At 66.1% G+C, this 22,565-nt stretch carries 21 protein-coding genes and 1 riboswitch; of the genes, 19 read left to right on the top strand and 2 right to left on the bottom strand.

From position 1 onward, the window contains the following. Positions 1–14 precede the first annotated feature (14 nt). The 7 genes from K6301_RS08605 (at position 15) to cobO (ending at position 9,294) form a co-directional block, all read left to right on the top strand. Complete coding sequence (locus K6301_RS08605; protein ID WP_247216141.1) at positions 15–1,646, top strand: peptidoglycan-binding domain-containing protein; 1,632 nt, start codon at positions 15–17, stop codon at positions 1,644–1,646. Between the two features lie 78 nt (positions 1,647–1,724). Then, positions 1,725–2,090: riboswitch (cobalamin riboswitch) on the top strand. A gap of 47 nt (positions 2,091–2,137) precedes the next feature. Then, the gene (locus tag K6301_RS08600; RefSeq protein WP_134649446.1) at positions 2,138–2,314 is read left to right on the top strand and encodes a CbtB domain-containing protein; all 177 of its coding nucleotides are present in this window, start codon (positions 2,138–2,140) and stop codon (positions 2,312–2,314) included. 12 nt (positions 2,315–2,326) lie between these two features. After that, positions 2,327–3,115, top strand: coding sequence for a CbtA family protein (locus K6301_RS08595; RefSeq protein ID WP_247216140.1), 789 nt, complete (start codon positions 2,327–2,329; stop codon positions 3,113–3,115). A gap of 1 nt (position 3,116) precedes the next feature. Beyond that, entirely contained in the window at positions 3,117–3,641 is a 525-nt protein-coding gene (cobU, locus tag K6301_RS08590) for a bifunctional adenosylcobinamide kinase/adenosylcobinamide-phosphate guanylyltransferase (RefSeq protein ID WP_247216139.1), read from the top strand. A gap of 3 nt (positions 3,642–3,644) precedes the next feature. Then, entirely contained in the window at positions 3,645–4,694 is a 1,050-nt protein-coding gene (cobW, locus tag K6301_RS08585) for a cobalamin biosynthesis protein CobW (protein WP_247216135.1), read from the top strand. Between the two features lie 203 nt (positions 4,695–4,897). After that, positions 4,898–8,638: a cobaltochelatase subunit CobN gene (gene cobN / locus K6301_RS08580; protein WP_247216133.1), complete on the top strand. Its 3,741-nt coding sequence runs from the start codon at positions 4,898–4,900 to the stop codon at positions 8,636–8,638. Between the two features lie 14 nt (positions 8,639–8,652). Further along, the gene (gene cobO / locus K6301_RS08575; protein WP_247216131.1) at positions 8,653–9,294 is read left to right on the top strand and encodes a cob(I)yrinic acid a,c-diamide adenosyltransferase; all 642 of its coding nucleotides are present in this window, start codon (positions 8,653–8,655) and stop codon (positions 9,292–9,294) included. 59 nt (positions 9,295–9,353) lie between these two features. Here cobO and K6301_RS08570 read toward each other — a convergent pair whose 3' ends face one another. Further along, a complete protein-coding gene (locus K6301_RS08570; RefSeq protein WP_247216129.1) occupies positions 9,354–10,139 on the bottom strand; it encodes a TSUP family transporter in 786 nt (261 codons plus the stop codon). A 291-nt stretch (positions 10,140–10,430) separates the two neighbouring features. Between K6301_RS08570 and K6301_RS08565 the strand changes: the two genes are divergently transcribed. The 6 genes from K6301_RS08565 (at position 10,431) to K6301_RS08540 (ending at position 15,640) form a co-directional block, all read left to right on the top strand. Further along, entirely contained in the window at positions 10,431–10,904 is a 474-nt protein-coding gene (locus K6301_RS08565; protein ID WP_247216128.1) for a cobalamin biosynthesis protein, read from the top strand. Further along, positions 10,904–11,746 (top strand): uroporphyrinogen-III C-methyltransferase, encoded by an 843-nt coding sequence (gene cobA / locus K6301_RS08560; protein ID WP_247216126.1) that lies wholly within the window; start codon positions 10,904–10,906, stop codon positions 11,744–11,746. The genes K6301_RS08565 and cobA overlap by 1 nt, the downstream gene beginning before the upstream one ends. Continuing rightward, on the top strand, positions 11,743–13,050 hold the full coding sequence (locus K6301_RS08555; protein WP_247216124.1) for a cobyrinic acid a,c-diamide synthase CobB: 1,308 nt from the start codon (positions 11,743–11,745) through the stop codon (positions 13,048–13,050). The genes cobA and K6301_RS08555 overlap by 4 nt, the downstream gene beginning before the upstream one ends. Then, on the top strand, positions 13,047–14,054 hold the full coding sequence (gene cobD / locus K6301_RS08550) for a threonine-phosphate decarboxylase CobD (protein ID WP_247216122.1): 1,008 nt from the start codon (positions 13,047–13,049) through the stop codon (positions 14,052–14,054). Before K6301_RS08555 ends, cobD begins: the two co-directional genes overlap by 4 nt. Positions 14,055–14,057: 3 nt before the next feature. Continuing rightward, the gene (cbiB, locus tag K6301_RS08545) at positions 14,058–15,038 is read left to right on the top strand and encodes an adenosylcobinamide-phosphate synthase CbiB (RefSeq protein WP_247216119.1); all 981 of its coding nucleotides are present in this window, start codon (positions 14,058–14,060) and stop codon (positions 15,036–15,038) included. 173 nt (positions 15,039–15,211) lie between these two features. Next, a complete protein-coding gene (locus K6301_RS08540; protein WP_247216117.1) occupies positions 15,212–15,640 on the top strand; it encodes a L,D-transpeptidase in 429 nt (142 codons plus the stop codon). Between the two features lie 108 nt (positions 15,641–15,748). On the opposite strand, the gene K6301_RS08535 is transcribed toward K6301_RS08540, so the two are convergent. Beyond that, a complete protein-coding gene (locus K6301_RS08535) occupies positions 15,749–16,474 on the bottom strand; it encodes a Crp/Fnr family transcriptional regulator (RefSeq protein ID WP_134650066.1) in 726 nt (241 codons plus the stop codon). A gap of 200 nt (positions 16,475–16,674) precedes the next feature. On the opposite strand from K6301_RS08535, the gene hemN reads away from it, so the two are divergent. The 6 genes from hemN (at position 16,675) to K6301_RS08505 (ending at position 22,559) form a co-directional block, all read left to right on the top strand. Continuing rightward, positions 16,675–18,024: an oxygen-independent coproporphyrinogen III oxidase gene (gene hemN, locus K6301_RS08530; RefSeq protein ID WP_247216115.1), complete on the top strand. Its 1,350-nt coding sequence runs from the start codon at positions 16,675–16,677 to the stop codon at positions 18,022–18,024. Between the two features lie 112 nt (positions 18,025–18,136). Beyond that, positions 18,137–18,421: an acyl carrier protein gene (locus K6301_RS08525; protein WP_134650064.1), complete on the top strand. Its 285-nt coding sequence runs from the start codon at positions 18,137–18,139 to the stop codon at positions 18,419–18,421. A gap of 113 nt (positions 18,422–18,534) precedes the next feature. Next, entirely contained in the window at positions 18,535–19,017 is a 483-nt protein-coding gene (locus K6301_RS08520) for a 3-hydroxyacyl-ACP dehydratase FabZ family protein (RefSeq protein WP_247216113.1), read from the top strand. Positions 19,018–19,019: 2 nt separating this feature from the next. Further along, a complete protein-coding gene (locus tag K6301_RS08515; protein ID WP_247216111.1) occupies positions 19,020–20,219 on the top strand; it encodes a beta-ketoacyl-ACP synthase in 1,200 nt (399 codons plus the stop codon). Between the two features lie 10 nt (positions 20,220–20,229). Beyond that, positions 20,230–21,516 (top strand): beta-ketoacyl-ACP synthase, encoded by a 1,287-nt coding sequence (locus K6301_RS08510; RefSeq protein ID WP_247216109.1) that lies wholly within the window; start codon positions 20,230–20,232, stop codon positions 21,514–21,516. A gap of 14 nt (positions 21,517–21,530) precedes the next feature. After that, positions 21,531–22,559, top strand: coding sequence for a zinc-binding dehydrogenase (locus tag K6301_RS08505; RefSeq protein WP_247216107.1), 1,029 nt, complete (start codon positions 21,531–21,533; stop codon positions 22,557–22,559). Positions 22,560–22,565: the final 6 nt, after the last annotated feature.

Below are 22,565 nucleotides of genomic sequence, written 5' to 3'. Positions count from 1 at the left end.
GAAAGGGTGATTTGATGGGTTCTGGACCTCTTGCTCGATCTGTTCTGGTGGGCCTTGTCGGGCTGTCGCTCGCCGGTTTTCCGGTGGCTGCCTTCGCCCAGACGGCTAAGGAAACCACCAATGCCGGCAAGCGTTGGGAGGAAGAATTCGCCTTCTGGCAGAAAGCCTCCTCCGGCAGCGATGTCACGCAGTTTGAAAACTACCTGAAACAGTATCCCAACGGCACGTTCGCCTCGATGGCGCGTCTGCGCATCGCCGAATTGAAGGCCGCGGGCAACGCGAAGCCGGCCACGACGGCGTCCGACGATGCCGCCGCCAAGGCCAAGGCCGATGAGGCGAAGGCCGCCGAGGAGGCCAAGCGCGTCGCCGATGCGGAGAAGGCCAAGGCGGAGGACGCCAGCAAGGCCGCCGAGGCCGAGAAGGCGAAAGCCGAAGCGGCGAAGGCCGAGGCGGCCGCTGCCGCAGCCAGCAAGCTTGCGTCCGAAAAGGCCGCCGCCGAGGAAAAGGCGAAGGCCGAAGCCGCAGCCGCTGAAAAGGCGCGGGCAGAGGAAGCCGCCCGCCTCCAGGCGGACCGGAAGGCGGCGGATGAACGCAGGCTGGCGGCCGAGAAGGCTGCCGAAGCCGAGCGTGTGAAGAAGGAAGCCGCCGCTGCTGCCGAAAAGGCCAGGGCGGACGAGGCGGCGCGCGTGCAGGCCGAGGCAGAGCGCCGCAAGGCCGACGAGGCCGCCGCGGCCCAGAAGGCCCGCGCCGAGGCCGAGGCGAATGCCCGCGCTGCCGAAGCCGCGGCCGCCCGTGCCGAAGAAGCCAAGCGGCTGGAAGCGGAAAAAGCCGCGGCTGCCGAAAAGACCCGGCTGGAGCAGGAGGCGGCAGCCGCCCGCAAGCTGGCCGAGGAAAAGACGCGCGAGCTGGAGCGCCTGAAGGCGGAGGCCGCCAAGGCTGCGGCGGAAGCCGAGGCCAAGGCCGCCGAAGCCTCTCGCCTTGCCGCCGAGGCCAGGAAGCGTGCCGAGGAGGCCGAGGCCGCCCAGAAGCGCGCCACCACCAGCGGCCCGGCAACGGCAACGAACGACAACGCGGAAGCCGACAGGCTCGCTGCGGCCAAGCGCGAGGAAGACACGTTCCAGAAGGCGGTGGTATCCGGCTCTCGGCAGGCGTTCCAGGCCTATCTCGACGCCTATCCGCGCGGCCGGTATGCATCGGATGCGCGCGAGCGGATGGCTGCCCTCGCGACCACGCCGACGCAGAAGGCGGAAACCGAGCGCCTGGTCGAGGAGCGCCCCGTCGTCGATCCGCGTGAGGCCTATATGGAGCGCTCGACGCGGATTCAGGCGCAGCGCTGGCTGAGCGCGCTGGGCTACAGCACCTATGGCGCCGATGGCGTCTTCGGCCCGCGCACCCGCGCGGCGATCGCCGCATGGCAGGGTGCGTCCGGCTACCGCGCCGATGGCTATCTTTCACGCCGGCAGTTCGCCGCCCTGCGCCAGGCCGCGCAGTTTGCCGAGGCACGCCAGGCCAGCCGCGAGCGCCGCTACCAGCGCGAATACGATGTGCTCGAGGGCCCGGTCGACGGCTATTACGATGGTCCTTACTACAGCGATGACGGCTACTACCGCCGGCGCGGCGGCGTGGTGATCATCCCCGGCTATTGAGTTTGCGACGGCCGGCCGGCGTTTTCGGCACAGGCCATGCCGCTGGCTGTCGATTGACTTGTGGCGGCCGGCGGCATAATCATCCGACTATTGGATGGTTCTCTGGTCCGGAAACGGACCGGTGAGTAAATGGGAATGTGACGCGGCGGACCCAATCAGGGCGCTGCAATCACGGCCGACCCCGCGACTGTAGAGTAGCGAGGGACGCCCATCCGGAGGGAGGAATTTCGCGGGTAAGAGGGCAATGTTGTCCTTGAAGCGCGAAAGGAACACCGACCGGAAAAGCCACTGGGTGGCATCACGATAACCGGGGCTGGACGCCTCTTCTTCTACGAATCGTCCGCCTGCGTGATGCGAAAAGACCTGGGAAGGTGAGGGCGGCCCGAAGGCGCTGATGCGCCGGACGCTGCGAGCCAGGAGACCTGCCAGCCAATGAGGGCATATCGCCCGACCTGGGGAGGGGCTTCCCCGATGCCTGCACGGAGGTTGTCATGGCTGTTTCCAATACGTCTTCTATCACGCTTTCCGCGAGCGATCGCCTTGTCGCCGGCGTTCTCGCGCTGCTGCTCGGCGGGTTCCTCGTCTTCGGCGCCGGCCTTGCGAATTCGGCCGTGCTGCACGACACCGCGCACGATACGCGTCACTCCTACGGCTTTCCCTGCCACTAAGGAGTTTCCGATATGATCGTTCGTTATCTCCTGGCCGCCCTGGTGGCCGGGCTCTTCTCTGGCGTCCTGATGACGGCCGCCCAGGAGGCCCGCGTCGTGCCGCTCATCCTTCACGCCGAAGAATTCGAAGGCGGCGATGAGGCGGCACCCGCCACCGAAGGCACCACGCCGTCCGCCGATGGCGCTGCCGCGACGCATGAGCATTCGTCCTTGGGCGCCGTCATCCTCAACGTCGCAGCTTACCTGTCGCCCGTCTCCGTTGCCTACGCTCACGACGCCGAAGGCCATGAAGAGGGTGGCATCATGTTCGGCATGAGCCGGTTCTCCGGCACGCTGCTGGCCAACCTCGTGACGGGAGCAGGCTTCGCGCTGCTGCTTGCCGGTTTCAGCCTTGTCTCCGGCCATCCGATCACGGTCGCCAACGGGGCGCTGTGGGGCGCTGCCGGCTGGCTTGCCGTGCATATGCTGCCGGCCATCGGCCTGCCGCCGGAACTGCCGGGTTTCCCGGCCGCGGACCTGACGCAGCGTCAGATCTGGTGGGTTGCGGCGGTCGTGCTGTCGGCGGCGGGGCTCTACCTGCTGTTCCTCAGGCCGGGCATCGTGGCCAAGATCGCCGGCGTGGTGCTGATTGCCGCGCCGCAGGTCTATGGCGCGCCGCAGCCGTCGGACATTTCCAGCGCCGTTCCGGCCGTTCTCGGTGCGGAGTTCGCCGTCGCGGCCCTTGCCACGACGCTGTTCTTCTGGATCGTGCTCGGCCTTTCGCTTGGCTTTGCCAACGAAAAGATCGCCAAGGCTGCCTGATATGACGCTGACATCGCCCGGAGCCGTCCTGGTTCTGGGCGGTGCGCGTTCCGGAAAATCCACTTTTGCCGAAAGGCTGGTCGCCGAGACCGGCCTTTCGCGTCATTATATCGCCACCGGCCGCGCCTGGGATGACGAGATGCGTGAACGCATCGCCAGGCACCGGGAAGACCGCGGCGACGGCTGGGAAACGCATGAGGAACCGCTTGCGCTCGCGGCCCGGATCGCCGATGTCGCGCGGGCTGATCGTGCGGTCCTCGTCGATTGCCTGACCCTCTGGCTCGCCAATCTGATGCTGGAGGAACGCGACATCGCGCAGGAATGCGCCGGCCTCCTGTCGGCCATCGCACAGGCGCCGGGCCGTTTGGTCTTCGTTTCGAACGAGGTCGGCCTGGGCATCGTACCTGAAAACCGCATGGCGCGCGACTTTCGCGACCATGCCGGGCGGCTCCACCAGCAGGTGGCGGCGCTCGTACCGGAAGTGTATTTCGTTGCGGCCGGACTGCCGCTGAAAATGAAGGGTTGAGCCATGCTGCAACAGAAGATCCCCGCCACCGTTATCACCGGCTTTCTCGGGGCCGGCAAGACGACGATGATCCGCAACCTCCTGCAGAATGCCGGCGGCAAGCGCATCGCGCTCATCATCAACGAGTTCGGCGATCTCGGCGTCGACGGCGACGTGCTGAAGGGCTGCGGCGCGGAGGCCTGCACCGAGGACGATATCATCGAGCTCACCAATGGCTGCATCTGCTGCACCGTGGCCGACGACTTCATCCCCACCATGTCGAAGCTGCTGGAGCGGGAGAACCGCCCGGACCATATCGTCATCGAGACTTCTGGTCTCGCGCTGCCGCAGCCGCTCGTCGCCGCCTTCAACTGGCCGGAAATCAAGACGCAGGTGACGGTCGACGGCGTCATCACCGTGGTCGACAGCGCCGCCGTCGCGGCCGGCCGTTTCGCCGACGATCATGACAGGGTCGATGCCCTGCGCGTCGAGGACGAAAACCTCGACCACGAAAGCCCGCTGGAAGAGCTCTTCGAGGACCAGCTGACCGCCGCCGACCTCATCGTGCTCAACAAGACCGATCTGCTCGACGCCGCCGGTATCCAGACCGTGCGCGACGAGGTCGCCTCGCGCACCGCCCGCAAGCCGTCGATGATCGAGGCGAAGAACGGTGACGTGGCCGCCGCCGTGCTGCTCGGCCTCGGCGTCGGCACGGAAGACGACATCGCCAACCGCAAGTCGCACCATGAACTGGAACACGAGAACGGCGAGGAACACGACCACGACGAATTTGACAGCTTCGTCGTCGAACTGCCGGCGCTTGCCGATCCGTCCGCCTTCATCGAGCGCCTCAAGGGCGTGATCGCCGAGCACGACGTGCTGCGCGTCAAGGGATTTGCCGATGTGCCCGGCAAGCCGCTGCGCCTGCTCATCCAGGCCGTAGGCAGCCGCATCGACAGCTATTTCGAGCGCGCCTGGGCCCCGGACGAAAGCCGCGGCACCCGCCTCGTCGTCATCGGCCTGCACGACATGGATGAGGCCGCCGTACGCGCTGCCATTGCTGCGGCTGTGTGATATCGGATGAGCATGCGGCGGCACCCCCCTCTGGCCTGCCGGCCATCTCCCCCACAAGGGGGGAGATCGGATGAGGCGACGGCTTGCCCCGCTGTCTTGCCTGCACGCCGCCGCTCAATCTCCCCCCTTGTGGGGGAGATGTCACGAAGTGACAGAGGGGGGTATGCCCCCTTGGCGGTCCTCTCGCAGCAGGGAGGCGCTGCATGCATCTCCTGCTAGCCCAGAAGGGCACCATCGCCGACGGCAAGGAGGCGATCGACCTTGGCCAGACGCCGGGCGATATCCTCTTCCTCTCCGCTGCCGATACGGAACTGGCCTCCATCGCCGCCGCCCACCGTGCGCGCGGTGGTGATACGCGCCTTCGTCTCGCCAGCCTCGCGACGCTGTCGCATCCCATGTCCGTCGATACCTATATCGAGCGCACGGCCCGGCACGCCCGGCTCATCGTCATCCGCGCGCTCGGCGGCGCGAGCTATTTCCGCTACGTGCTGGAAGCCCTGCTGGCGACGGCTGTCGCCAACGATATCAAGCTCGTGGCGCTGCCGGGCGATGACCGTCCCGATGAGGGGCTGATCCCCTTCAACAGCATCGAGGATGCCGACCGCCGGAACCTCTGGGCCTATCTCAACGAGGGCGGGGCGGACAATGCCGACCGTTTCCTCGCCTATGCCGATGCGGTGGTGTTTGGCCGCGAGAAGCCGGCACCGGCGACGCCGCTCGAAAAGGCCGGCATCTGGTGGCCGGGGCGCGGCGTGGTGGATGTCGAGGAGTGGCGTGCGCTTGCGGGCGATAACATCCCCACCGTCGCCATCGCCTTCTACCGCGCCTATGTCCAGAGCGGCGAAACACGTCCGGTCGAAATGATGATCGATGCGCTGGCGGCGGAGGGCATTCGGGCCCTGCCGCTCTTCGTCTCCAGCCTCAAGGAGCCGGTTTCCATCGAAACCGTCCGCGCCGCCTTTGCGGAGGTCCGGCCGGAGGCCGTGCTGAATGCCACGAGCTTTGCCGTCTCCGCGCCCGGCGCCGGCCGCAAGCCGACGGTGCTCGACGAGACCGGTGCGCCGGTGTTGCAGGTCGTCTTCTCCGGCTCCTCGCGCGAGGCGTGGCAAGCGTCGGGGCAGGGGCTCACGGCGCGCGATCTCGGCATGAACGTCTCGCTGCCGGAAGTCGATGGCCGGGTTCTGTCCCGTGCCGTCTCCTTCAAGGCGGCCGCGCGGTACGACGAGCGCGTCGAGACCAACATCATCGGCCTCGATCCGGTCGAGGACCGCATCCGTTTCGTTGCGAAGCTCGCCGCCGGGTGGGCGCGGCTTCGGCGCGCCGCGCCGGCCGAACGCCGGGTCGCCCTCGTCATGGCGAACTATCCCAACCGCGATGGCCGCCTCGGCAACGGCGTCGGCCTCGATACGCCCGCCGGCACGATGGAAGTGCTGCGCGCCATGGTGGCGGAAGGTTATGCGGTGGCGGACCTGCCGGAGGATGGCGATGCGCTGATCGCCCATCTCATGGCGGGCCCCACCAATGCGGCCAATGACGGCCGTGAAATCCGCGAAACGCTTTCGCTGAATCTTTACAAGGCATTCTTCGCTTCGCTTCCGACATCGATTCAGCAGGAGATGACCGCCCGCTGGGGCACGCCGGAAGACGACCCCTTTGTGACCGGCGAGGTCTTCGCCCTGCCGCTCGCCCGTTTCGGCGAGACGCTCGTGGGTATCCAGCCGGCACGCGGCTACAATATCGATCCGAAAGACACCTACCACTCGCCGGATCTCGTGCCGCCGCATGGTTATCTCGCCTTCTACGCTTTCCTGCGCCTGCATTACGGCGCGCATGCCATCGTGCATATGGGCAAGCACGGCAATCTCGAATGGCTGCCGGGCAAGGCGCTGGCGCTGTCGGAAGCCTGTTACCCGGAGGCCGTGCTCGGCCCCGTGCCGCATCTCTATCCCTTCATCGTCAACGATCCCGGCGAAGGCACGCAGGCCAAGCGTCGTTCCGCGGCCGTCATCATCGATCACCTGACGCCACCTCTGACGCGTGCCGAAACCTACGGCCCGCTGAAGGACCTCGAAGCCCTCGTCGACGAATATTACGAGGCCTCCGGCGGCGATCCGCGGCGCATCAGGCTGCTGACGAAGCAGATCCTCGATCTGGTGCGCGATATCGGCCTCGACAGCGACGCCGGCATCGCAAAGTCGGACGGCGAGGAAGCCGCGCTGCAAAAGCTCGACGCCTATCTCTGCGACCTCAAGGAAATGCAGATCCGCGATGGCCTGCACGTCTTCGGCGTCTCGCCCGAAGGGCGCCTTCTGACGGACCTGACCGTTGCGCTGGCCCGCGTGCCGCGCGGCCTGGGCGAGGGCGGCGAGGCGAGCTTGCAGCGTGCCATCGCAGCCGATGCCCTGGGCGAGACGGATTTCGACCCGCTCGACTGCATCCCGTCCGATCCATGGACCGGCCCGCGGCCGCAGATCCTTGCCGGGCAATCCGAAACGCCCTGGCGCAGCAAGGGCGATACGGTGGAGCGCATCGAACTGCTCGCGGCAAGGCTGGTGGATGGCACATTGGGCTGCCCGGCCGGCTGGCTCGCCACGCGCGCGGTGCTCGATGTCATCGAGACATCCATCCGCCCTGCCGTTGCGGCCTGCGGCCCCGCGGAAATCACGGCGCTGATGCGCGGCCTGGACGGGCGTTTCGTCGAGCCCGGCCCCTCCGGCGCGCCGACACGCGGGCGGCCGGATGTTCTGCCGACCGGGCGAAACTTCTATTCCGTCGACAGCCGCGCGGTGCCGACGCCGGCGGCCTGGGAGCTTGGCCGCAAGTCCGCCGAACTCCTCGTCACCCGTTATGCGCAGGATCACGGCGAATGGCCGACCTCCTTCGGCATCACCGCCTGGGGCACCTCCAACATGCGCACCGGCGGCGATGATATCGCGCAGGCCATGGCGCTGATCGGCGTGAAGCCGACATGGGACATGGCTTCGCGCCGCGTCACCGGCTTCGAGATCATTCCACCGGCGACGCTGCGTCATCCGCGCGTCGACGTGACCTTGCGCATTTCCGGCTTCTTCCGCGATGCCTTCCCCGAACAGATCGCGCTTTTCGACCGCGCCGTGCGGGCCGTGGGTGCCCTCGACGAGGACGATGCGGACAATCCGATTGCCGCCCGTATGCGGGCGGAAGCCACAGCGCTTGCGGCCCGGGGTGCCTCCGAAGCGGAGGCCGCCAGACAGGCGGGCTTCCGCATCTTCGGCGCGAAATCAGGCGGTTATGGCGCTGGCCTGCAGACCATGATGGACGAAGGCCTGTGGACGGACCGGGGCGACCTGGCCGATGCCTGGCTCGACTGGGGCGCACACGCCTATGACGGCGAGAGCGACGGCGTGCCGATGCGCGAGCGGCTGGAGGCCCGCATGAAGAGCCTTCAGGCCGTCATCCAGAACCAAGACAGCCGCGAGCACGATCTTCTCGACAGCGACGAATACTACCAGTTCGAGGGCGGCATGGCGGCGGCGGCGGAGCACCTGTCCGGCCGCCAGCCCGTCATGTACCACAACGACCTGTCGCGGCCGGAAAAGCCGGTCGTGCGCACGCTGGAAGACGAGATCGGCCGCGTCGTGCGCGCCCGCGTGGTCAATCCGAAGTGGATCGACGGTGTCATGCGCCATGGCTACAAGGGCGCGTTCGAGATCGCCGCAACCGTCGATTTGATGTTCGCCTTCGCCGCCACGACCGGGGCGGTCAAGGACCACCACTTCGAGGCCGCCTATCAGGCTTATCTGCTGGACGAGCGCGTGCGCGATTTCCTGATGGAGAAGAACCCGGCAGCACTTGCCGAGATGGCCGCACGCTTCGCCGAGGCCATCGACCGGCGGCTGTGGACCCCGCGCTCGAATTCCGCGCGTTTCGAACTGGATATGTTGGGCGCCCGCAAGGCGTCCTGAAAGGAAAGAAAACGATGTCTGAAAACCACGACGAGACCGCCGGCATGACCGAAGCCGAGCTTGCCCGCCATTCGGAGAAGATGGCCAAGAAGAAGCAGGCGCGCGAGAAGATCATGGCGACGAAGACCGATGAAAAGGGTCTCGTCATCGTCCATACCGGCAAGGGCAAGGGCAAGTCGACCGCCGGCTTCGGCATGATCTTCCGCCATATCGCGCACAGGAAGCCCTGCGCCGTCGTGCAGTTCATCAAGGGCGCCTGGCAGACCGGAGAGCGCGACCTGATCGAGGCGCATTTCTCCGATCTCTGCCAGTTCTACACACTCGGCGAGGGCTTTACGTGGGAAACGCAGGATCGCGCGCGCGATGTCGCCATGGCGCAGACGGCCTGGGAGAAGGCCAAGGAGCTGATCCGCGACGAGCGAAACGCCATGGTGCTGCTCGATGAGATCAACATCGCGCTGCGCTACGACTATATCGACGTCAACGAGGTCATCGACTTCCTCAGGACGGAAAAGCCCTACATGACCCATGTCGTGCTGACGGGCCGCAACGCCAAGGAAGAGCTGATCGAGATCGCCGATCTCGCAACCGAGATGGAACTGCTCAAACACCCGTTCCGCTCGGGTATCAAGGCGCAGCAGGGCGTGGAATACTGAGGCCGATCAACGCTCAACTCGCCTGCCTGCGGATCTAGTGCGCGCAGGCGATGGCGAGGCTACCACCCCAGCCACAGCCGGATCGGATGGGCCGGGTCGGCCATCAGGCGGATGGCGAGCGCGATCGAGGTGACGACAAGAAGCGGCTTGATGATCCGGGCGCCGTTTCTCATCGCCACGCGTGAACCCACCTGTGCGCCGAGGAACTGGCCGACACCCATGGTCAGCCCCACCTTCCACAGCACGACGCCGTAGAGAATGAAGACGACGAAGCCGCCCAGATTGGAGCCGAAGTTCAGAAGCTTCGTGTGCGCCGTCGCCTTCAGCACGCCGAAGCCGGCCAGCGTCACGAAAGCCAGCATGAAGAACGATCCGGTGCCGGGGCCGAATACGCCGTCATAGAAGCCGACCAGCGGCACGATGGTTACGGTGAACAGGAAGACGCTCATGCGGCGGTGCTTGTCGAGATCGCCGATATTGGGCTTGAGGCCGAAGTAGATCGCGATCGCCACCAGCAGGAACGGCATGAAGATTTTCAGGACATCGCCGGGCACGACCGTCGCCAGCAGCGCACCGAACACCGAACCGATGGTCGCCGCCGCCGCCATGGGCAATTGCTCGCTGAGCCGCACATGGCCGGCGCGCGCATAGGCGATCGTGGCCGATCCCGAGCCGAACAGCGATTGCAGCTTGTTCGTTCCCAGCGTCTCCAGCGGCGGAATGCCGGCCAGCAGCATCGCTGGAATGGTGATCATGCCCCCGCCGCCGGCGATGGAATCGATGAAGCCGGCGAGGAAAGCGGCAAGGAACAGCAACAAGAGAAGGTGGAGGGCGATATCGACCACGGCGGGACTCGGGAGCAAAAAAGGGAGCGTCGCGTGACCTTCTGTCAGACTGAGGGCCGAAAAGCAAAGCATGCCGACGCTATGCCTCCGCACTCTGCCGCAACCTGCGCCTTGCATGCCGCAATCCGGTTTGACCGGCCTTGCCCCCTCCGGTACTAAGGAAGCAGCGACGGTGCCCGCCAGGCGGGCCGAGCGGTGTCCGGTGCGGCCGACCCAGGCGGGGCCATAGCCGGAACTGTCGGAAGACGGCGAAGCCGGGCCCTTTCGCGCGGAATTTTGCGAGAGACTGCCATGCGCGCTGCGGCCCCATCCCCAGACACCGGACGACGAAGGCTTGTCCTCGGCCTCGGCTGCGAACGCGGCACGCCGCCCGAAGAACTTGTCGCGCTTGCCATCTCCGTCGTCGATCGCCCGGGCGATATCGCTTTCGTCGCCACGCTGGATGTGCGGGCCGGGGAGCCGGCCATGCAGGCCGTTGCCCGCCATTACGGCGTCCCGCTCGTGACCTTTACGGCCGCGCGCCTCGAAGCGGAGACACCGCGCCTCGCCAATCCGTCCGATATCGTCTTTGCCCATACCGGCTGCCACGGCGTGGCGGAGGCCGCCGCCTTGGCGCAGGCGGGTGAGAATGCGCGGCTCGTGCGCGGCAAGACGAAATCCGCCCATGCGACCGTTGCCATCGCCGAATCATCTCAATCGTTTGCGGCGCTTTCCTCGCAAACCGATTCGGCCTCTTCGCATATCGATTCAAGGGAGCGCGTGTGATGAACGCCCTGTTCTCCGCTCTTCCGGTCATCGAAAAAGGCAGCGTCTGGCTGGTCGGCGCGGGGCCCGGCGATCCCGGGCTTCTCACGCTGCATGCCGCCAATGCGCTGCAGCAGGCCGATGTCATCGTGCATGACGCGCTCGTCAATGCCGAATGCCTGTCGCTTGCGCGGCCGGGCGCAACGCTGGAATTTGCCGGCAAGCGCGGCGGCAAACCCTCGCACAAGCAGCGCGACATCTCGCTCAGGCTGGTCGAACTGGCGCGGGCGGGCAACCGCGTGCTGCGGCTGAAGGGTGGCGATCCCTTCGTCTTCGGCCGTGGCGGGGAGGAAGCGCTCACGCTCATCGAGCACGGCATTCCCTTCCGCATCGTGCCGGGTATCACCGCCGGTATCGGCGGTCTTGCCTATGCCGGCATCCCGGTCACACACCGCGAGGTCAACCACGCCGTCACCTTCCTGACGGGCCATGATTCCTCCGGCGTCGTTCCCGATCGCATCAACTGGGAGGGCATCGCCAAGGGCTCGCCGGTTATCGTCATGTATATGGCGATGAAGCATATCGGCCAGATCACCGCCAATCTCATGGCGGCCGGCCGCGCGCCGGATGAACCGGTCGCCTTCGTCTGCAATGCCGCGACCGCCGAACAGATGGTACTGGAGACGTCTCTCGCCCGCGCCGAGGCGGATATGGCGGCGGCCGGAATCGAGCCGCCCGCCATCGTTGTCGTCGGCGAAGTCGTGCGCCTGCGCTCCTCGCTCGACTGGCTCGGCGCCTTGACGACCGGCCGCAGGCTTGCGCCCGACCCGTTCGGGGTGAGCGCGCTCAAGGACCCGGCATGAGCGGATTGCTTATCGCAGCACCTGCCTCCGGATCGGGCAAAACGACGGTGACGCTGGGACTGGCGCGGGCCTTTGCCGACACCGGGTTCGACCTCGTCTCCGGCAAGGCGGGGCCGGATTACATCGATCCGGCGTTTCACGCCGCCGCCAGCGGAAGACCCTGCTTCAACTATGATCCCTGGGCGATGCGGCCGGACCTCATCCGCGCCAATGCCGCGCTCCAGGCGGGCGAGGGCAGCTTCCTGCTCGTCGAGGCGATGATGGGCCTGTTCGACGGCGCCATGGATGGCACCGGCACGCCCGCCGACCTCGCCGCCATGCTCGGTCTGCCGGTGGTGCTCGTCGTGGATTGCAGCCGCATGTCGCAATCCGTGGCCGCACTGGTGCACGGCTATCGAGGGTATCGCCGTGATATCCATGTCGCCGGCGTCATCCTCAACAAGGTCGGCAGCGCCAGGCACGAGGCGATGCTGCGCGGCGCGCTGGAGGCGGGCGGGGTTGAAATCTTCGGCGTGCTCGGGCGCGATGCCGCACTCGCCTTGCCGGAGCGCCATCTCGGTCTCGTCCAGGCCGGCGAGCACGCGGCGCTGGAGGGCTTCATCGCCCATGCGGCAGCGGTCGTTCGCCGCAGCTGCGATCTCCAGCGCCTCGCCGCCGTGGCGGAGACACGACGCGCGCCGCCCGCCGCGCCTGCTGTGTCGCGCCTGCCGCCGCTTGGCGCGCATATCGCCGTGGCCCGCGACCGCGCTTTCGCCTTCTCCTACGAGCATCTGCTGGCGGGATGGCGCGCAGCGGGTGCGGCCCTGTCCTTCTTTTCCCCGCTGGCCGATGAGGCGCCCCACGCAGACGCCGATGCCGTCTATCTTCCTGGCGGCTATCCCGAACTCCACGCTGGCGCCCTTGCCAATGCCGCCCAATTCCGCCTAGGCATGCAGGCGGCGGCGCGCCGGGGAGCGCGTGTCTATGGCGAATGTGGAGGCTACATGATTCTGGGAGAGGGGATCGTCGCGGCGGATGGCACCAGGCACGCCATGCTCGGGCTTCTGCCGCTCGTCACCAGCTTTGCCGAGCGTCGCCGCCATCTCGGCTATCGCCGCGTCACGCCGCTGGCAGGTTCCGGTTTTGCCGGCCCCATGACGGCGCATGAGTTCCACTATTCGACCGTGCTGCACGAGGGCGATGCGGATTGGCTCTTTGCCGTCACCGATGCCGTCGGCGAGGATCTCGGCCAGGCCGGCCTCCGTCGCGACACGATCAGCGGCTCCTACATGCATCTCATCGACGTCGCGCCGGTGGCGGCATGACCGCGCCGCCTATTGTCCATGGCGGAGGTATTGCCGCGGCGGCGGCGCGCTTCGGCGGCAAGCCGGAGGACTGGCTTGATCTTTCCACCGGCATCAACCCCAATCCCGTCGCCGTTCCCGAGATCGACGCCGCCGCCTGGCATCGCCTGCCGGATCGGCATCGGCAGGACGCCGCTCGCGCCGCCGCCGCCCGCTATTATCGCACGCCGCACGTCCTGCCGCTGCCCGTGCCCGGCACGCAATCCGTCATCCAGCTTCTGCCGCGCCTTGTGCCGGCGGGCCGGCGCGCCGCCGTCCTGTCGCCGACCTATGGCGAATATGCCCGCGTGCTGGAGAATGCCGGCATCGCCGTCGACCGGGTGGACGGCATCGATGCAGTGACGGAAGCGCACGGCCTCGTGGTGGTCGTCAATCCGAACAATCCGGATGGCCGCTTCGTCCCGCGCGAAACCCTTCTGGACCTCCATCGCCGGGTCGAGGCGTCGGGCGGCATTTTGCTCGTCGACGAGGCTTTCGGCGATATGCGGCCCGATGACTGCATCGCGCCGCTTGCCGGCGATGACAGACCCGGTCTTCTCGTCTTCCGCTCCTTCGGAAAATTCTTCGGCCTTGCCGGCCTTCGGCTGGGCTTCGTCGCCGGACCGTCCGCCGTTCTGGAAACGTTGGCCGATGGCCTCGGACCCTGGGCCGTGTCGGGCCCGGCGCTGACCATCGCGACAACGCTGATGGCCTCCGATACGACGCCAATCCGGCATGCCATCCAGCAGCGCAAGTCGGCGCTCGATCAGGTCCTTGCCGAAGCCGGGTTGGTGTCGGCCGGCGGCACCGGCCTGTTTTCGCTGGTCGAACACGCGTCGGCCAAGGCCCTGCACCAGCATCTCTGCCGCCACCATATCCTCGTGCGTCCCTTCGACTATCATGCGCGCTGGCTGCGCTTCGGTCTCACGCCGGATGAGGCGTCCGACACCCGTCTGGCAGCGGCCCTTCGTGATTTTGCGGGCTGACCGATGACGCAGACGCTCTTCATCCTCTTTTTCGCGCTCGTGCTGGATCGGTTGATCGGCGATCCCGATGCGGTCTGGCGGCGCGTGCCGCATCCGGTCGTGCTGTTCGGCCAGGCCATCGGCCTGATGGATCGGCTGTTCAACGGCAAGCGCCTGTCCGCCGAAACGCGGCGCTTCAATGGTGCGGCCTGCATCGCCGTCCTGCTCGTCGCGAGCGTGCTGCTCGGCTTCGTCATGCACCGTCTTCTGGCCGTAATCGGGCCGCTTGGCATGCTCGCGGAGGTCATCGTGGTTGCGATCTTCCTTGCCCAGAAAAGCCTGCTGGATCACGTCCGCGCCGTGTCGGAGGGCTTGAAACAGGGCGGACTCGAAGGCGGGCGGCGCGCGGTGTCGATGATCGTCGGTCGCGATCCGGCAACGCTCGACGAGCCTGCCGTCTGCCGCGCCGGCATCGAAAGCCTTGCGGAGAACTTTTCCGACGGCGTCGTCGCGCCGGCCTTCTGGTATGTGCTGTTCGGCCTGCCGGGCCTGTTCGCCTACAAGATGCTGAACACCGCCGATTCGATGATCGGCCACAGGAACGCGAAATATCTGGACTTCGGCTGGGCCTCCGCCCGGCTGGACGACTTCGCCAACTGGCCGGCGGCGCGGCTCTCGGTCCTCTTCATCGCCGCCGGCGCCTGGCTGGCCAAGGGCAAGGCCTCCGCGCGGCTCGCCGTCGGCACCGCCCTGCGGGATGCCGGCCTGCACCGTTCGCCCAATTCCGGCTGGCCGGAAGCGGCCATGGCCGGCGCGCTCGGCATCGGCCTTGCCGGCCCCCGCATCTATGGCGGCCAGCGCGTCGACGAACCCATGATGAACGCCAGCGGCCGCACCACGGCCACCCCCGCCGACATGGATCTTGCGCTGCGCATCTTCTCGGCGGCCTGCGTTGCACTGTCTGCCACGATACTTGTTCTAGCGCTCTGCGGTGCTGTTGTTTAAGCGGGGGACGTAGAGCTCCGTCGCCAGCATCCGGTATTCGCTAAATTTTTATACCTTAACTTCGTTTTGTTTTCGCCATCCCCGTCAATATTGCGGAAGGATGAAACGTCTATATTCTGTGCCATCGGGAGACATGACGTTCAGCATTTCGAAAATTGATAGAGAGGGAAATCATGCGTAGTTTTCTTGCGACTGCCGTCGCATTTCTTCTTGTTCTGTTCCAGACAGAGACGGTGCTTGCAGCCAATCTGGTGGCGCAGGTCAATCTTTCTTCGCAGACCATGACCGTTACTCAGAACGGCGTCGTGAAGCACCGCTGGCGCGTCTCGACCGGCCGCAAGGGCTTCAACACGCCGACGGGCAGTTGGTCGGCGAAGTGGGCGTCGCGCAACCACCGTTCGCGCAAGTACAACAATGCACCGATGCCCTATGCGATCTTCTTCAAGGGCGGCTATGCCGTGCATGCGACCTATGAGACGCGGCGGCTCGGTCGCCCGGCGTCACATGGCTGCGTGCGGCTTTCGCCGAACGATGCCGCGACGTTCTACCAGTTGGCCAACCGCCACGGCCTGCCGAACACCCGCATCGTCATCACGCGCTAAAGCATTTCCAGCCGAAGCGAAGTCGCTTCGGCGTCGGATAATGCGGTAAAAACAGGAATCTAGAGCATTTCCGGTGAACCGGATTTCACCGGAAATGCTCTAGTATCGTCAGTCATTGCCGGCATAGCGCATGAGGCGGTCCATGTCGGGCACGCTGACATGCCGGTTGTTCTCGATGCGGATGACGTTTTCCTTGCGCAGCTTGGTGAACTGGCGGCTGACCGTCTCGATGGTCAGGCCGAGGAAATCGGCGATGTCGGCGCGCGAGAGCGGCAGGTCGAAGACGGTGGTCTCGATGTTTTCCGGGTCGACATGGGTGGCGATCAGGTGGAGGAAGCTTGCGACCTTCTCCTGCGCCGTCTTGCGGCCGAGCGTCAGCATCCAGTCGCGGGCTTCGTCCAACTCCTTGAGCGCCTGGCGATGCAGCTTGTGCTCCAGCTCCGGTGTCCGCCTGACGAGGCGGTCGAGCACCTGGCGCGGGAAGTTGCAGACCTCGCTTTCGGTCGCGGCCTCGGCGGTGATGGCGCTTTCCTCGAGGAAGGGACGGCCGAGGAAATCGGGTGCGAATTGCAGGCCGACGATCTGCTGGCGGCCATCGGCCATCACCTTGGTCAGCTTCACGACGCCGCGGATGATGTTGGAATAGTTCACCACCGTCTCGCCCTGGCCGATCACTTCGGCGCCGGTGTCGAGCCGATGGCGGGAGGAGTGCTTGTTGAGTTCGCCGAGCTGCTCGGGCGTCAGCACGCCGCAGACGCCGCCGTGGCGCGCCTCGCAGGCGCGGCAGACCACCGGGATATCGGAATTGTGGATATCTTGGCGACGAACTTCCATGTCAATTTCCTTTGGCCCGATGGCACAACGCTGCCGTGCTATCGCAAGGTGCCGCCAACATAAAGAGTGTCGCGCAGCGGCAAAATAGCGCTTTCTGACTATTGTCAAATCCTAGCCCATCCAATCGGCTTTTCACTTGATCAAAATCAAATGGCGCGGGGCGTTTCGGGTTTATTTGCCTGATCAGCAAGGAGATGATCATGCAGGACGCACTCGTAGAACGCCTTTCCGCGCCGGTTCCCCGCTACACGAGCTATCCGACCGCGCCGCATTTCGACGAGAGCGTGGGGCCGGATGCCTATGCCGGGTGGCTCGCGACCCTGGGTTCTGCCAATCGGCTGTCGCTCTATGCCCACATTCCCTATTGCGACCGGCTGTGCTGGTTCTGCGCCTGCCACACCAAGCACACGCTGCGCTACGAGCCGGTGGAGGCCTATCTGAAGGGGTTGCACGCGGAGATCGCGTCCGTCGGCGCGCTTGTCTCGCGCGCGGCGCCGGTGACGGCGCTGCATTTCGGCGGTGGTTCGCCCACCATGCTGCGGCCCGACGACCTCGTGGCGCTGAAGGACTGTCTTGCACGATATTTCGCCTTTTCCCCGGAGGCCGAGGTCTCGGTGGAAATGGATCCGAACGATCTCGATGATGCAAGGCACGACGCGCTCGCGGCCATCGGCATGACGCGCGCCAGTCTCGGCATCCAGGATTTCGACCCCAAGGTCCAGAAGGCCATCAACCGCATCCAGACTTTCGAACAGACGCGGGGCGTGGTGGAGGCCGCACGGGCGCGGGGCGTACGCTCCGTCAACTGCGACGTCCTGTACGGGCTGCCTTACCAGACGCTGGAGACGATGGCCGAGACCGTGCGCGCCGTCATCTCGCTTGCGCCTGATCGCATCGCGCTGTTCGGCTACGCGCATGTGCCGTGGATGAAGAAGCACCAGACGATGATCGCCGAGGCCGCGCTGCCCGGCATCGTGGCGCGCTTCGAGCAGATGTCGATGGCGGCGGAGATGCTGGTTTCGGCCGGCTACGAGGCGATCGGTATCGACCATTTCGCGCTGCCGGCTGACCGGCTCGCCGTGGCCGCGCGGGAGGGAACGCTGCGCCGCAATTTCCAGGGCTATACGGACGACCGGGCGGATGCGCTGATCGGGCTCGGCGCATCGTCCATTGGTCAATTGCCGCAGGGCTATATCCAGAACATGCCGGCGACGGGTGAATATCTGCGCCGCGTGGAGGAGGGCGGCCTTGCGGTGGTGCGCGGCTACATCCTGACCGAGGAAGACCGCGCCCGCGCCTGGGTCATCGAACGCGTTATGTGCGATTTCGGCTTCTCGCTGGCCGACCTCGCGGAACGGCATCCGGCATTTTTCGCCGTCATTCGCGGGGAGGCAGGGCGTTTCGTCGCGACGGATCGGGATGGTCTGGCGGCGTTCGAGGGCGAGCGCTTCACGCTGACGCCGGCCGGGCGGCCCTTTGCCCGCACGGTGGCCGCCACCTTCGATGCGCATCTTGCCAGCGGCCGGGGACGGCACTCCATTGCCGTGTGAGGGCTGTTGCCGCGGCAACACAGCCTTGCGGGGAATGCAGGTCCCTCATCAACCCCATTGGCAATCGCGTCGGTTTTCCATATAGGATCGCGCGACTATAGATTCATGAGGTATGGGCGTGACTGCTACATTCGACAAGGTTGCCGACATCATTGCTGAAACCAGCGAGATCGATCGCGAGACGATCACGCCGGAAAGCCACACGATCGACGATCTCGGCATCGACAGCCTCGATTTCCTCGACATCGTCTTTGCGATCGACAAGGAATTCGGCATCAAGATCCCGCTGGAACAGTGGACGCAGGAAGTCAATGAAGGCAAGGTTGCGACGGAAGAATACTTCGTCCTGAAGAACCTCTGCGCGAAGATCGACGAACTGCGGGCCGCCAAGGCCTGATACGCGGCGCCCGGCCGCCTTTCCGGCGGCGATGTTCCGGACGACCCCGGCGCAGAGGGCTATCGGCCTGCCGTCTTCGGCAGGCCTTTCGATTTTCGGCAAAGGCTAATCCGATGCTGCTAGAATATTTCCAGATGATCGACCGGGTGGAAGCCGTCGATGCTGCGCGCCGCATCCTGAAGGCCCGCTCCGTCGTTCCGTCCAAGAGCCCGGTCTTTGAAGGTCATTTCCCCGGCATGCCGCTCGTTCCGGGCGTGCTCCTCATCGAGACCATGGCGCAGGCATCCGGCTTTCTCGTGCTGGGCGCATCGGATTTCGCCGCCATGCCCTTTCTGATGAGCGTGGACGGCGCGAAGATGCGCACCTTCGTCGAACCCGATGCGGTGCTCGACATCGAGGTCGTGCTGGAGCATGAGGGATCCGGCTACGCCGTGACGAAGGCGAAGATTTCGTCGGCCGGCAAGAAGGTATGCGACACGCAGCTGAAGCTGCGCACCATGCCGTTTGCCGAGGTGCCGCTTGCCGATATCGTGCGCAAGCGCGCCGAAGAGGTGGGTTTGTTGGAGGCGCTAGCTGCGTCTGCTGAAGGGAAGTGAGTATGGCCAAGGCGAACAACGATGTTGTCATCACCGGCGTGGGTATTGTCACCTGTCACGGTGTCGGCGCCGAGGCGCATGTGCAGATCCTCGGCGCGGCCGCAGCGCCCGGGCTGAAGATCGAGACGGAGCGTTTTTCGCCCTATCCCGTGCATCCCATGCCGGAAATCGACTGGAACCAGCAGATTCCCAAGCGTGGCGACCAGCGCCAGATGGAAAACTGGCAGCGCCTCGGCGTCTTCGCCGCCGGCCTCGCGCTTGACGATGCCGGCTTCAAGGACGATGCGGACGCCTGCGGCACCATGGACATGATCGTGGCGGCCGGCGGCGGCGAGCGCGACATCACGGTCGATTCGCTCATCGTCGACGAGGGCCTGAAGCGTAACGACCGCGAACACCTGCTCAACGAGAAGCTGACGACCGAGCTGCGGCCGACGCTTTTCCTGGCGCAGCTTTCCAACCTGCTCGCCGGCAACATTTCCATCGTGCACAAGGTCACGGGCTCGTCGCGCACCTTCATGGGCGAGGAAGCGGCCGGCATCAGCGCCATCGAGACGGCCTTCCACCGCATCCGGTCCGGCCAGTCGACGCACACGCTGGTCGGCAGTGCGCTGGTGGCCGAGCGGCAGGACGTCATCCTGCTTTACGAGGCGATCGGCGCGCATGCCACGGGCGGCTGGACGCCCCTGTGGTCGCGTGACGAGACGGCCGGCGGCGGTATCATCACCGGTTCGGCGGCAGCGTTCCTCATTCTCGAATCGCGCGCGCATGCCGAGGCGCGCGGCGCACGCATCTACGCGACCATCGACGCCATCGGCGGCGACCGCGGTTCGCGCGACGCGGGCCGTCTGGAAGCGCGCCTGGAGCAGCTGGCCGACGGGGCAAAGGCCGGCGCCGAAACCATCGTCTTCTCCGGCGCCTCCGGCGCGCATGATGTGACGGCCCGTGAAAAGGCCTGGCTCGGCACCCGTTTCGAAGGCAGCGCCGTGCGCGGCTACAGCGGCGTCATCGGGCAGTCGCTCGAGGCACAGTTCCCGCTGGGTTTGGCGCTCGCCGCGCTGACGCTCGGTGCGGGCATCACGGTCGCGCCCTTCGACACGGCCGCCGAGACCGCCATGAGCGCACCCGCCGCAACCGCCGTCGTCACCACGGTCGGTCATTCGCGCGGCGAGGGCGTCGCAATCCTTTCCGCAGAGAAGTGAGGGTAGGGCCATGAGCAAAGCCGCTTACAGGGATCATCTCGGTCGCCCCATCGTCGCCGTGACAGGCATGGGTGTCGTCACCTCGCTCGGGCAGGGCCTCAAGGACAACTGGGCCGCGCTGACCGGTGGCGTCTCCGGCATCCACGCCATCACGCGTTTTCCGGTCGACGGGCTCAACACCCGCATTTCCGGCACGGTCGATTTCATCGAAGTGCCCGTCGAAAACCCGGTCGAGCGTTCCTACGCCTATGCCCGCGAGACGACGGACGAGGCGCTGGCGCAGGCCGGCATTTCCGGGGATTTCGGCGGCCCGCTCTTTCTGGCCGCGCCGCCCATCGAGCCCGACTGGCGCGACCGCTTCGCGCTCGCCGACCGGGCGCCGGCCTCGCAGCGCCCCGGCGACGCCTATGACCGCTTCCTGTCCGTGCTCCGCGAACAGCCGAGCCCGGCGTTGCACGAGGCCTGGTCCTTCGGTTCGATCTCCGAGCGCCTGTCTGACCGCTACGGCACGCGCGGCCTGCCGGTGACGCTCTCGACCGCCTGCGCCTCCGGTGCGACCGCGATCCAGCTCGGCGTCGAGGCGATCCGCCAGGGCCGCACGGAGCGCGCGCTCACCGTCGGCACCGACGGCTCCGTGACCGCCGAGGCACTCATCCGCTTTGCGCTTCTGTCCGCGCTGTCGACGCAGAACGACCCGCCGACCAAGGCCTCCAAGCCGTTCAGCAAGGACCGCGACGGTTTCGTCATCGCCGAGGGTGCGGCGGCGCTCGTGCTGGAATCGCTGGAATCGGCCATTGCCCGCGGCGCCAAGGTGCTGGGCATCCTCAGGGGTTGCGGCGAGAAGGCGGATCATTTCCACCGCACGCGCTCGTCGCCGGACGGCGGTCCTGCCATCGCGACCATCCGTGCGGCGCTGGAAGATGCCGGCATCGACGAAAGCAGCATCGGCTATATCAACGCCCATGGCACGTCGACGCCCGAAAACGACAAGATGGAGTATCTCTCCATGTCGACCGTCTTCGGCGACCGTCTGGCGGGCATCGCGGTTTCGTCCAACAAGTCGATGATCGGCCATACGCTGACGGCGGCCGGTGCGGTCGAGGCCGTGTTCTCGATCCAGACCATGCTGACCGGGACGCTTCCGCCCACCATCAACTACACGAACCCCGACCCGACCATCCAGCTGGACGTCGTGCCGAACGTGAAGCGCGATGCGCAGGTCACGGCGGTTCTCTCCAACTCCTTCGGCTTCGGCGGCCAGAACGCCAGCCTCGTGATGACGGCCGAACCGGCCTGACAGGAAAATTGACCATGCGTGCCCTGCAGCTTCTCGACGACCGCAAGCTCGAAATCACCGACATCCCGGAACCGGAAGCGCCCGGCCCGGGTGAAGTGACCCTGCGCGTCAAGGCCGTCGCTCTGAACCATATCGATGTCTGGGGCTGGCGCGGCATGGCCTTCGCCAAGCGCAAGATGCCGCTGGTCATCGGCGCGGAAGCCGCCGGCGTCGTCGAAACGCTCGGTCCGGGCGTGTCCAACGTGCTGCCCGGCCAGCTCGTGTCCATCTACGGCGCGCGCACCTGCGGCCTCTGCAAGCCCTGCCGCGAGAAGCGCGACAATCTCTGTGAACATGTCGGCGGCGTGCATGGCTTCCATCTCGACGGCTTCGCGCAGGAAAAGGTCAACCTTCCCGCCCGCCTGCTCGTGCCAGCACCGCCCGGCATCGATGCGGTTGCGGCGGCACTCGCGCCCGTCACCTTCGGCACGGTCGAGCACATGCTGTTCGACAATGCCAAGCTTCAGCCCGGCGAGACGATCCTCGTTCACGCCGGCGGCTCGGGCATCGGCACGGCTGCGATCCAGCTTGCCAAGAAGACCGGTTGCACCGTCATCACCACCGTCGGTTCGAACGACAAGATCGAGAAGGCCAAGGCGCTCGGCGCCGATCACGTCATCAACTACCGCGAGGATCGCTTCGAGGGCGTGGTGCGCAAGCTGACGAAGAAGAAGGGCGTTGACGTCGTCTTCGAACATGTCGGCAAGGATACCTGGGCCGGCTCGATGCTCTCCATGAAGCGCGGCGGCCGCCTCGTCACCTGCGGCTCCACGTCGGGCGTTTCGACCGACATGAACCTGATGATGCTCTTCCAGCAGCAGTTGAAGCTGCTCGGCTCCTTCGGCTGCCGCATGGAAAACATGGCGGATGCCATGCAGAAGATGGCCCGCGGCGTCGTGCATCCGGTCATCGACACGGAAGTCACCTTCGACGGCATCGCGACGGCGCTGGAGCGCATGGAATCGCGCCAGATCTTCGGCAAGATCGTCCTCAAGCTGGACTGATTGCCG

The organism is Shinella oryzae (assembly GCF_023038235.1).
GTDB classification, from domain to species: Bacteria; Pseudomonadota; Alphaproteobacteria; order Rhizobiales; family Rhizobiaceae; genus Shinella; species Shinella sumterensis.
The sequence above is the reverse complement of the archived record's forward strand: the minus strand, read 5'-3'. Positions and strand labels throughout refer to the sequence as shown.

What these genes read in the sequence shown, in the direction of transcription:
- K6301_RS08605 (WP_247216141.1), top strand. Translation starts at nt 15, where the DNA reads ATGGGTTCTGGACCTCTTGCTCGATCTGTTCTGGTGGGCCTTGTCGGG.
- K6301_RS08600 (WP_134649446.1), top strand. Translation starts at nt 2,138, where the DNA reads ATGGCTGTTTCCAATACGTCTTCTATCACGCTTTCCGCGAGCGATCGC.
- K6301_RS08595 (WP_247216140.1), top strand. Translation starts at nt 2,327, where the DNA reads ATGATCGTTCGTTATCTCCTGGCCGCCCTGGTGGCCGGGCTCTTCTCT.
- cobU (WP_247216139.1), top strand. Translation starts at nt 3,117, where the DNA reads ATGACGCTGACATCGCCCGGAGCCGTCCTGGTTCTGGGCGGTGCGCGT.
- cobW (WP_247216135.1), top strand. Translation starts at nt 3,645, where the DNA reads ATGCTGCAACAGAAGATCCCCGCCACCGTTATCACCGGCTTTCTCGGG.
- cobN (WP_247216133.1), top strand. Translation starts at nt 4,898, where the DNA reads ATGCATCTCCTGCTAGCCCAGAAGGGCACCATCGCCGACGGCAAGGAG.
- cobO (WP_247216131.1), top strand. Translation starts at nt 8,653, where the DNA reads ATGTCTGAAAACCACGACGAGACCGCCGGCATGACCGAAGCCGAGCTT.
- K6301_RS08565 (WP_247216128.1), top strand. Translation starts at nt 10,431, where the DNA reads ATGCGCGCTGCGGCCCCATCCCCAGACACCGGACGACGAAGGCTTGTC.
- cobA (WP_247216126.1), top strand. Translation starts at nt 10,904, where the DNA reads ATGAACGCCCTGTTCTCCGCTCTTCCGGTCATCGAAAAAGGCAGCGTC.
- K6301_RS08555 (WP_247216124.1), top strand. Translation starts at nt 11,743, where the DNA reads ATGAGCGGATTGCTTATCGCAGCACCTGCCTCCGGATCGGGCAAAACG.
- cobD (WP_247216122.1), top strand. Translation starts at nt 13,047, where the DNA reads ATGACCGCGCCGCCTATTGTCCATGGCGGAGGTATTGCCGCGGCGGCG.
- cbiB (WP_247216119.1), top strand. Translation starts at nt 14,058, where the DNA reads ATGACGCAGACGCTCTTCATCCTCTTTTTCGCGCTCGTGCTGGATCGG.
- K6301_RS08540 (WP_247216117.1), top strand. Translation starts at nt 15,212, where the DNA reads ATGCGTAGTTTTCTTGCGACTGCCGTCGCATTTCTTCTTGTTCTGTTC.
- K6301_RS08535 (WP_134650066.1), bottom strand. Translation starts at nt 16,474, where the DNA reads ATGGAAGTTCGTCGCCAAGATATCCACAATTCCGATATCCCGGTGGTC.
- hemN (WP_247216115.1), top strand. Translation starts at nt 16,675, where the DNA reads ATGCAGGACGCACTCGTAGAACGCCTTTCCGCGCCGGTTCCCCGCTAC.
- K6301_RS08525 (WP_134650064.1), top strand. Translation starts at nt 18,137, where the DNA reads ATGGGCGTGACTGCTACATTCGACAAGGTTGCCGACATCATTGCTGAA.
- K6301_RS08520 (WP_247216113.1), top strand. Translation starts at nt 18,535, where the DNA reads ATGCTGCTAGAATATTTCCAGATGATCGACCGGGTGGAAGCCGTCGAT.
- K6301_RS08515 (WP_247216111.1), top strand. Translation starts at nt 19,020, where the DNA reads ATGGCCAAGGCGAACAACGATGTTGTCATCACCGGCGTGGGTATTGTC.
- K6301_RS08510 (WP_247216109.1), top strand. Translation starts at nt 20,230, where the DNA reads ATGAGCAAAGCCGCTTACAGGGATCATCTCGGTCGCCCCATCGTCGCC.
- K6301_RS08505 (WP_247216107.1), top strand. Translation starts at nt 21,531, where the DNA reads ATGCGTGCCCTGCAGCTTCTCGACGACCGCAAGCTCGAAATCACCGAC.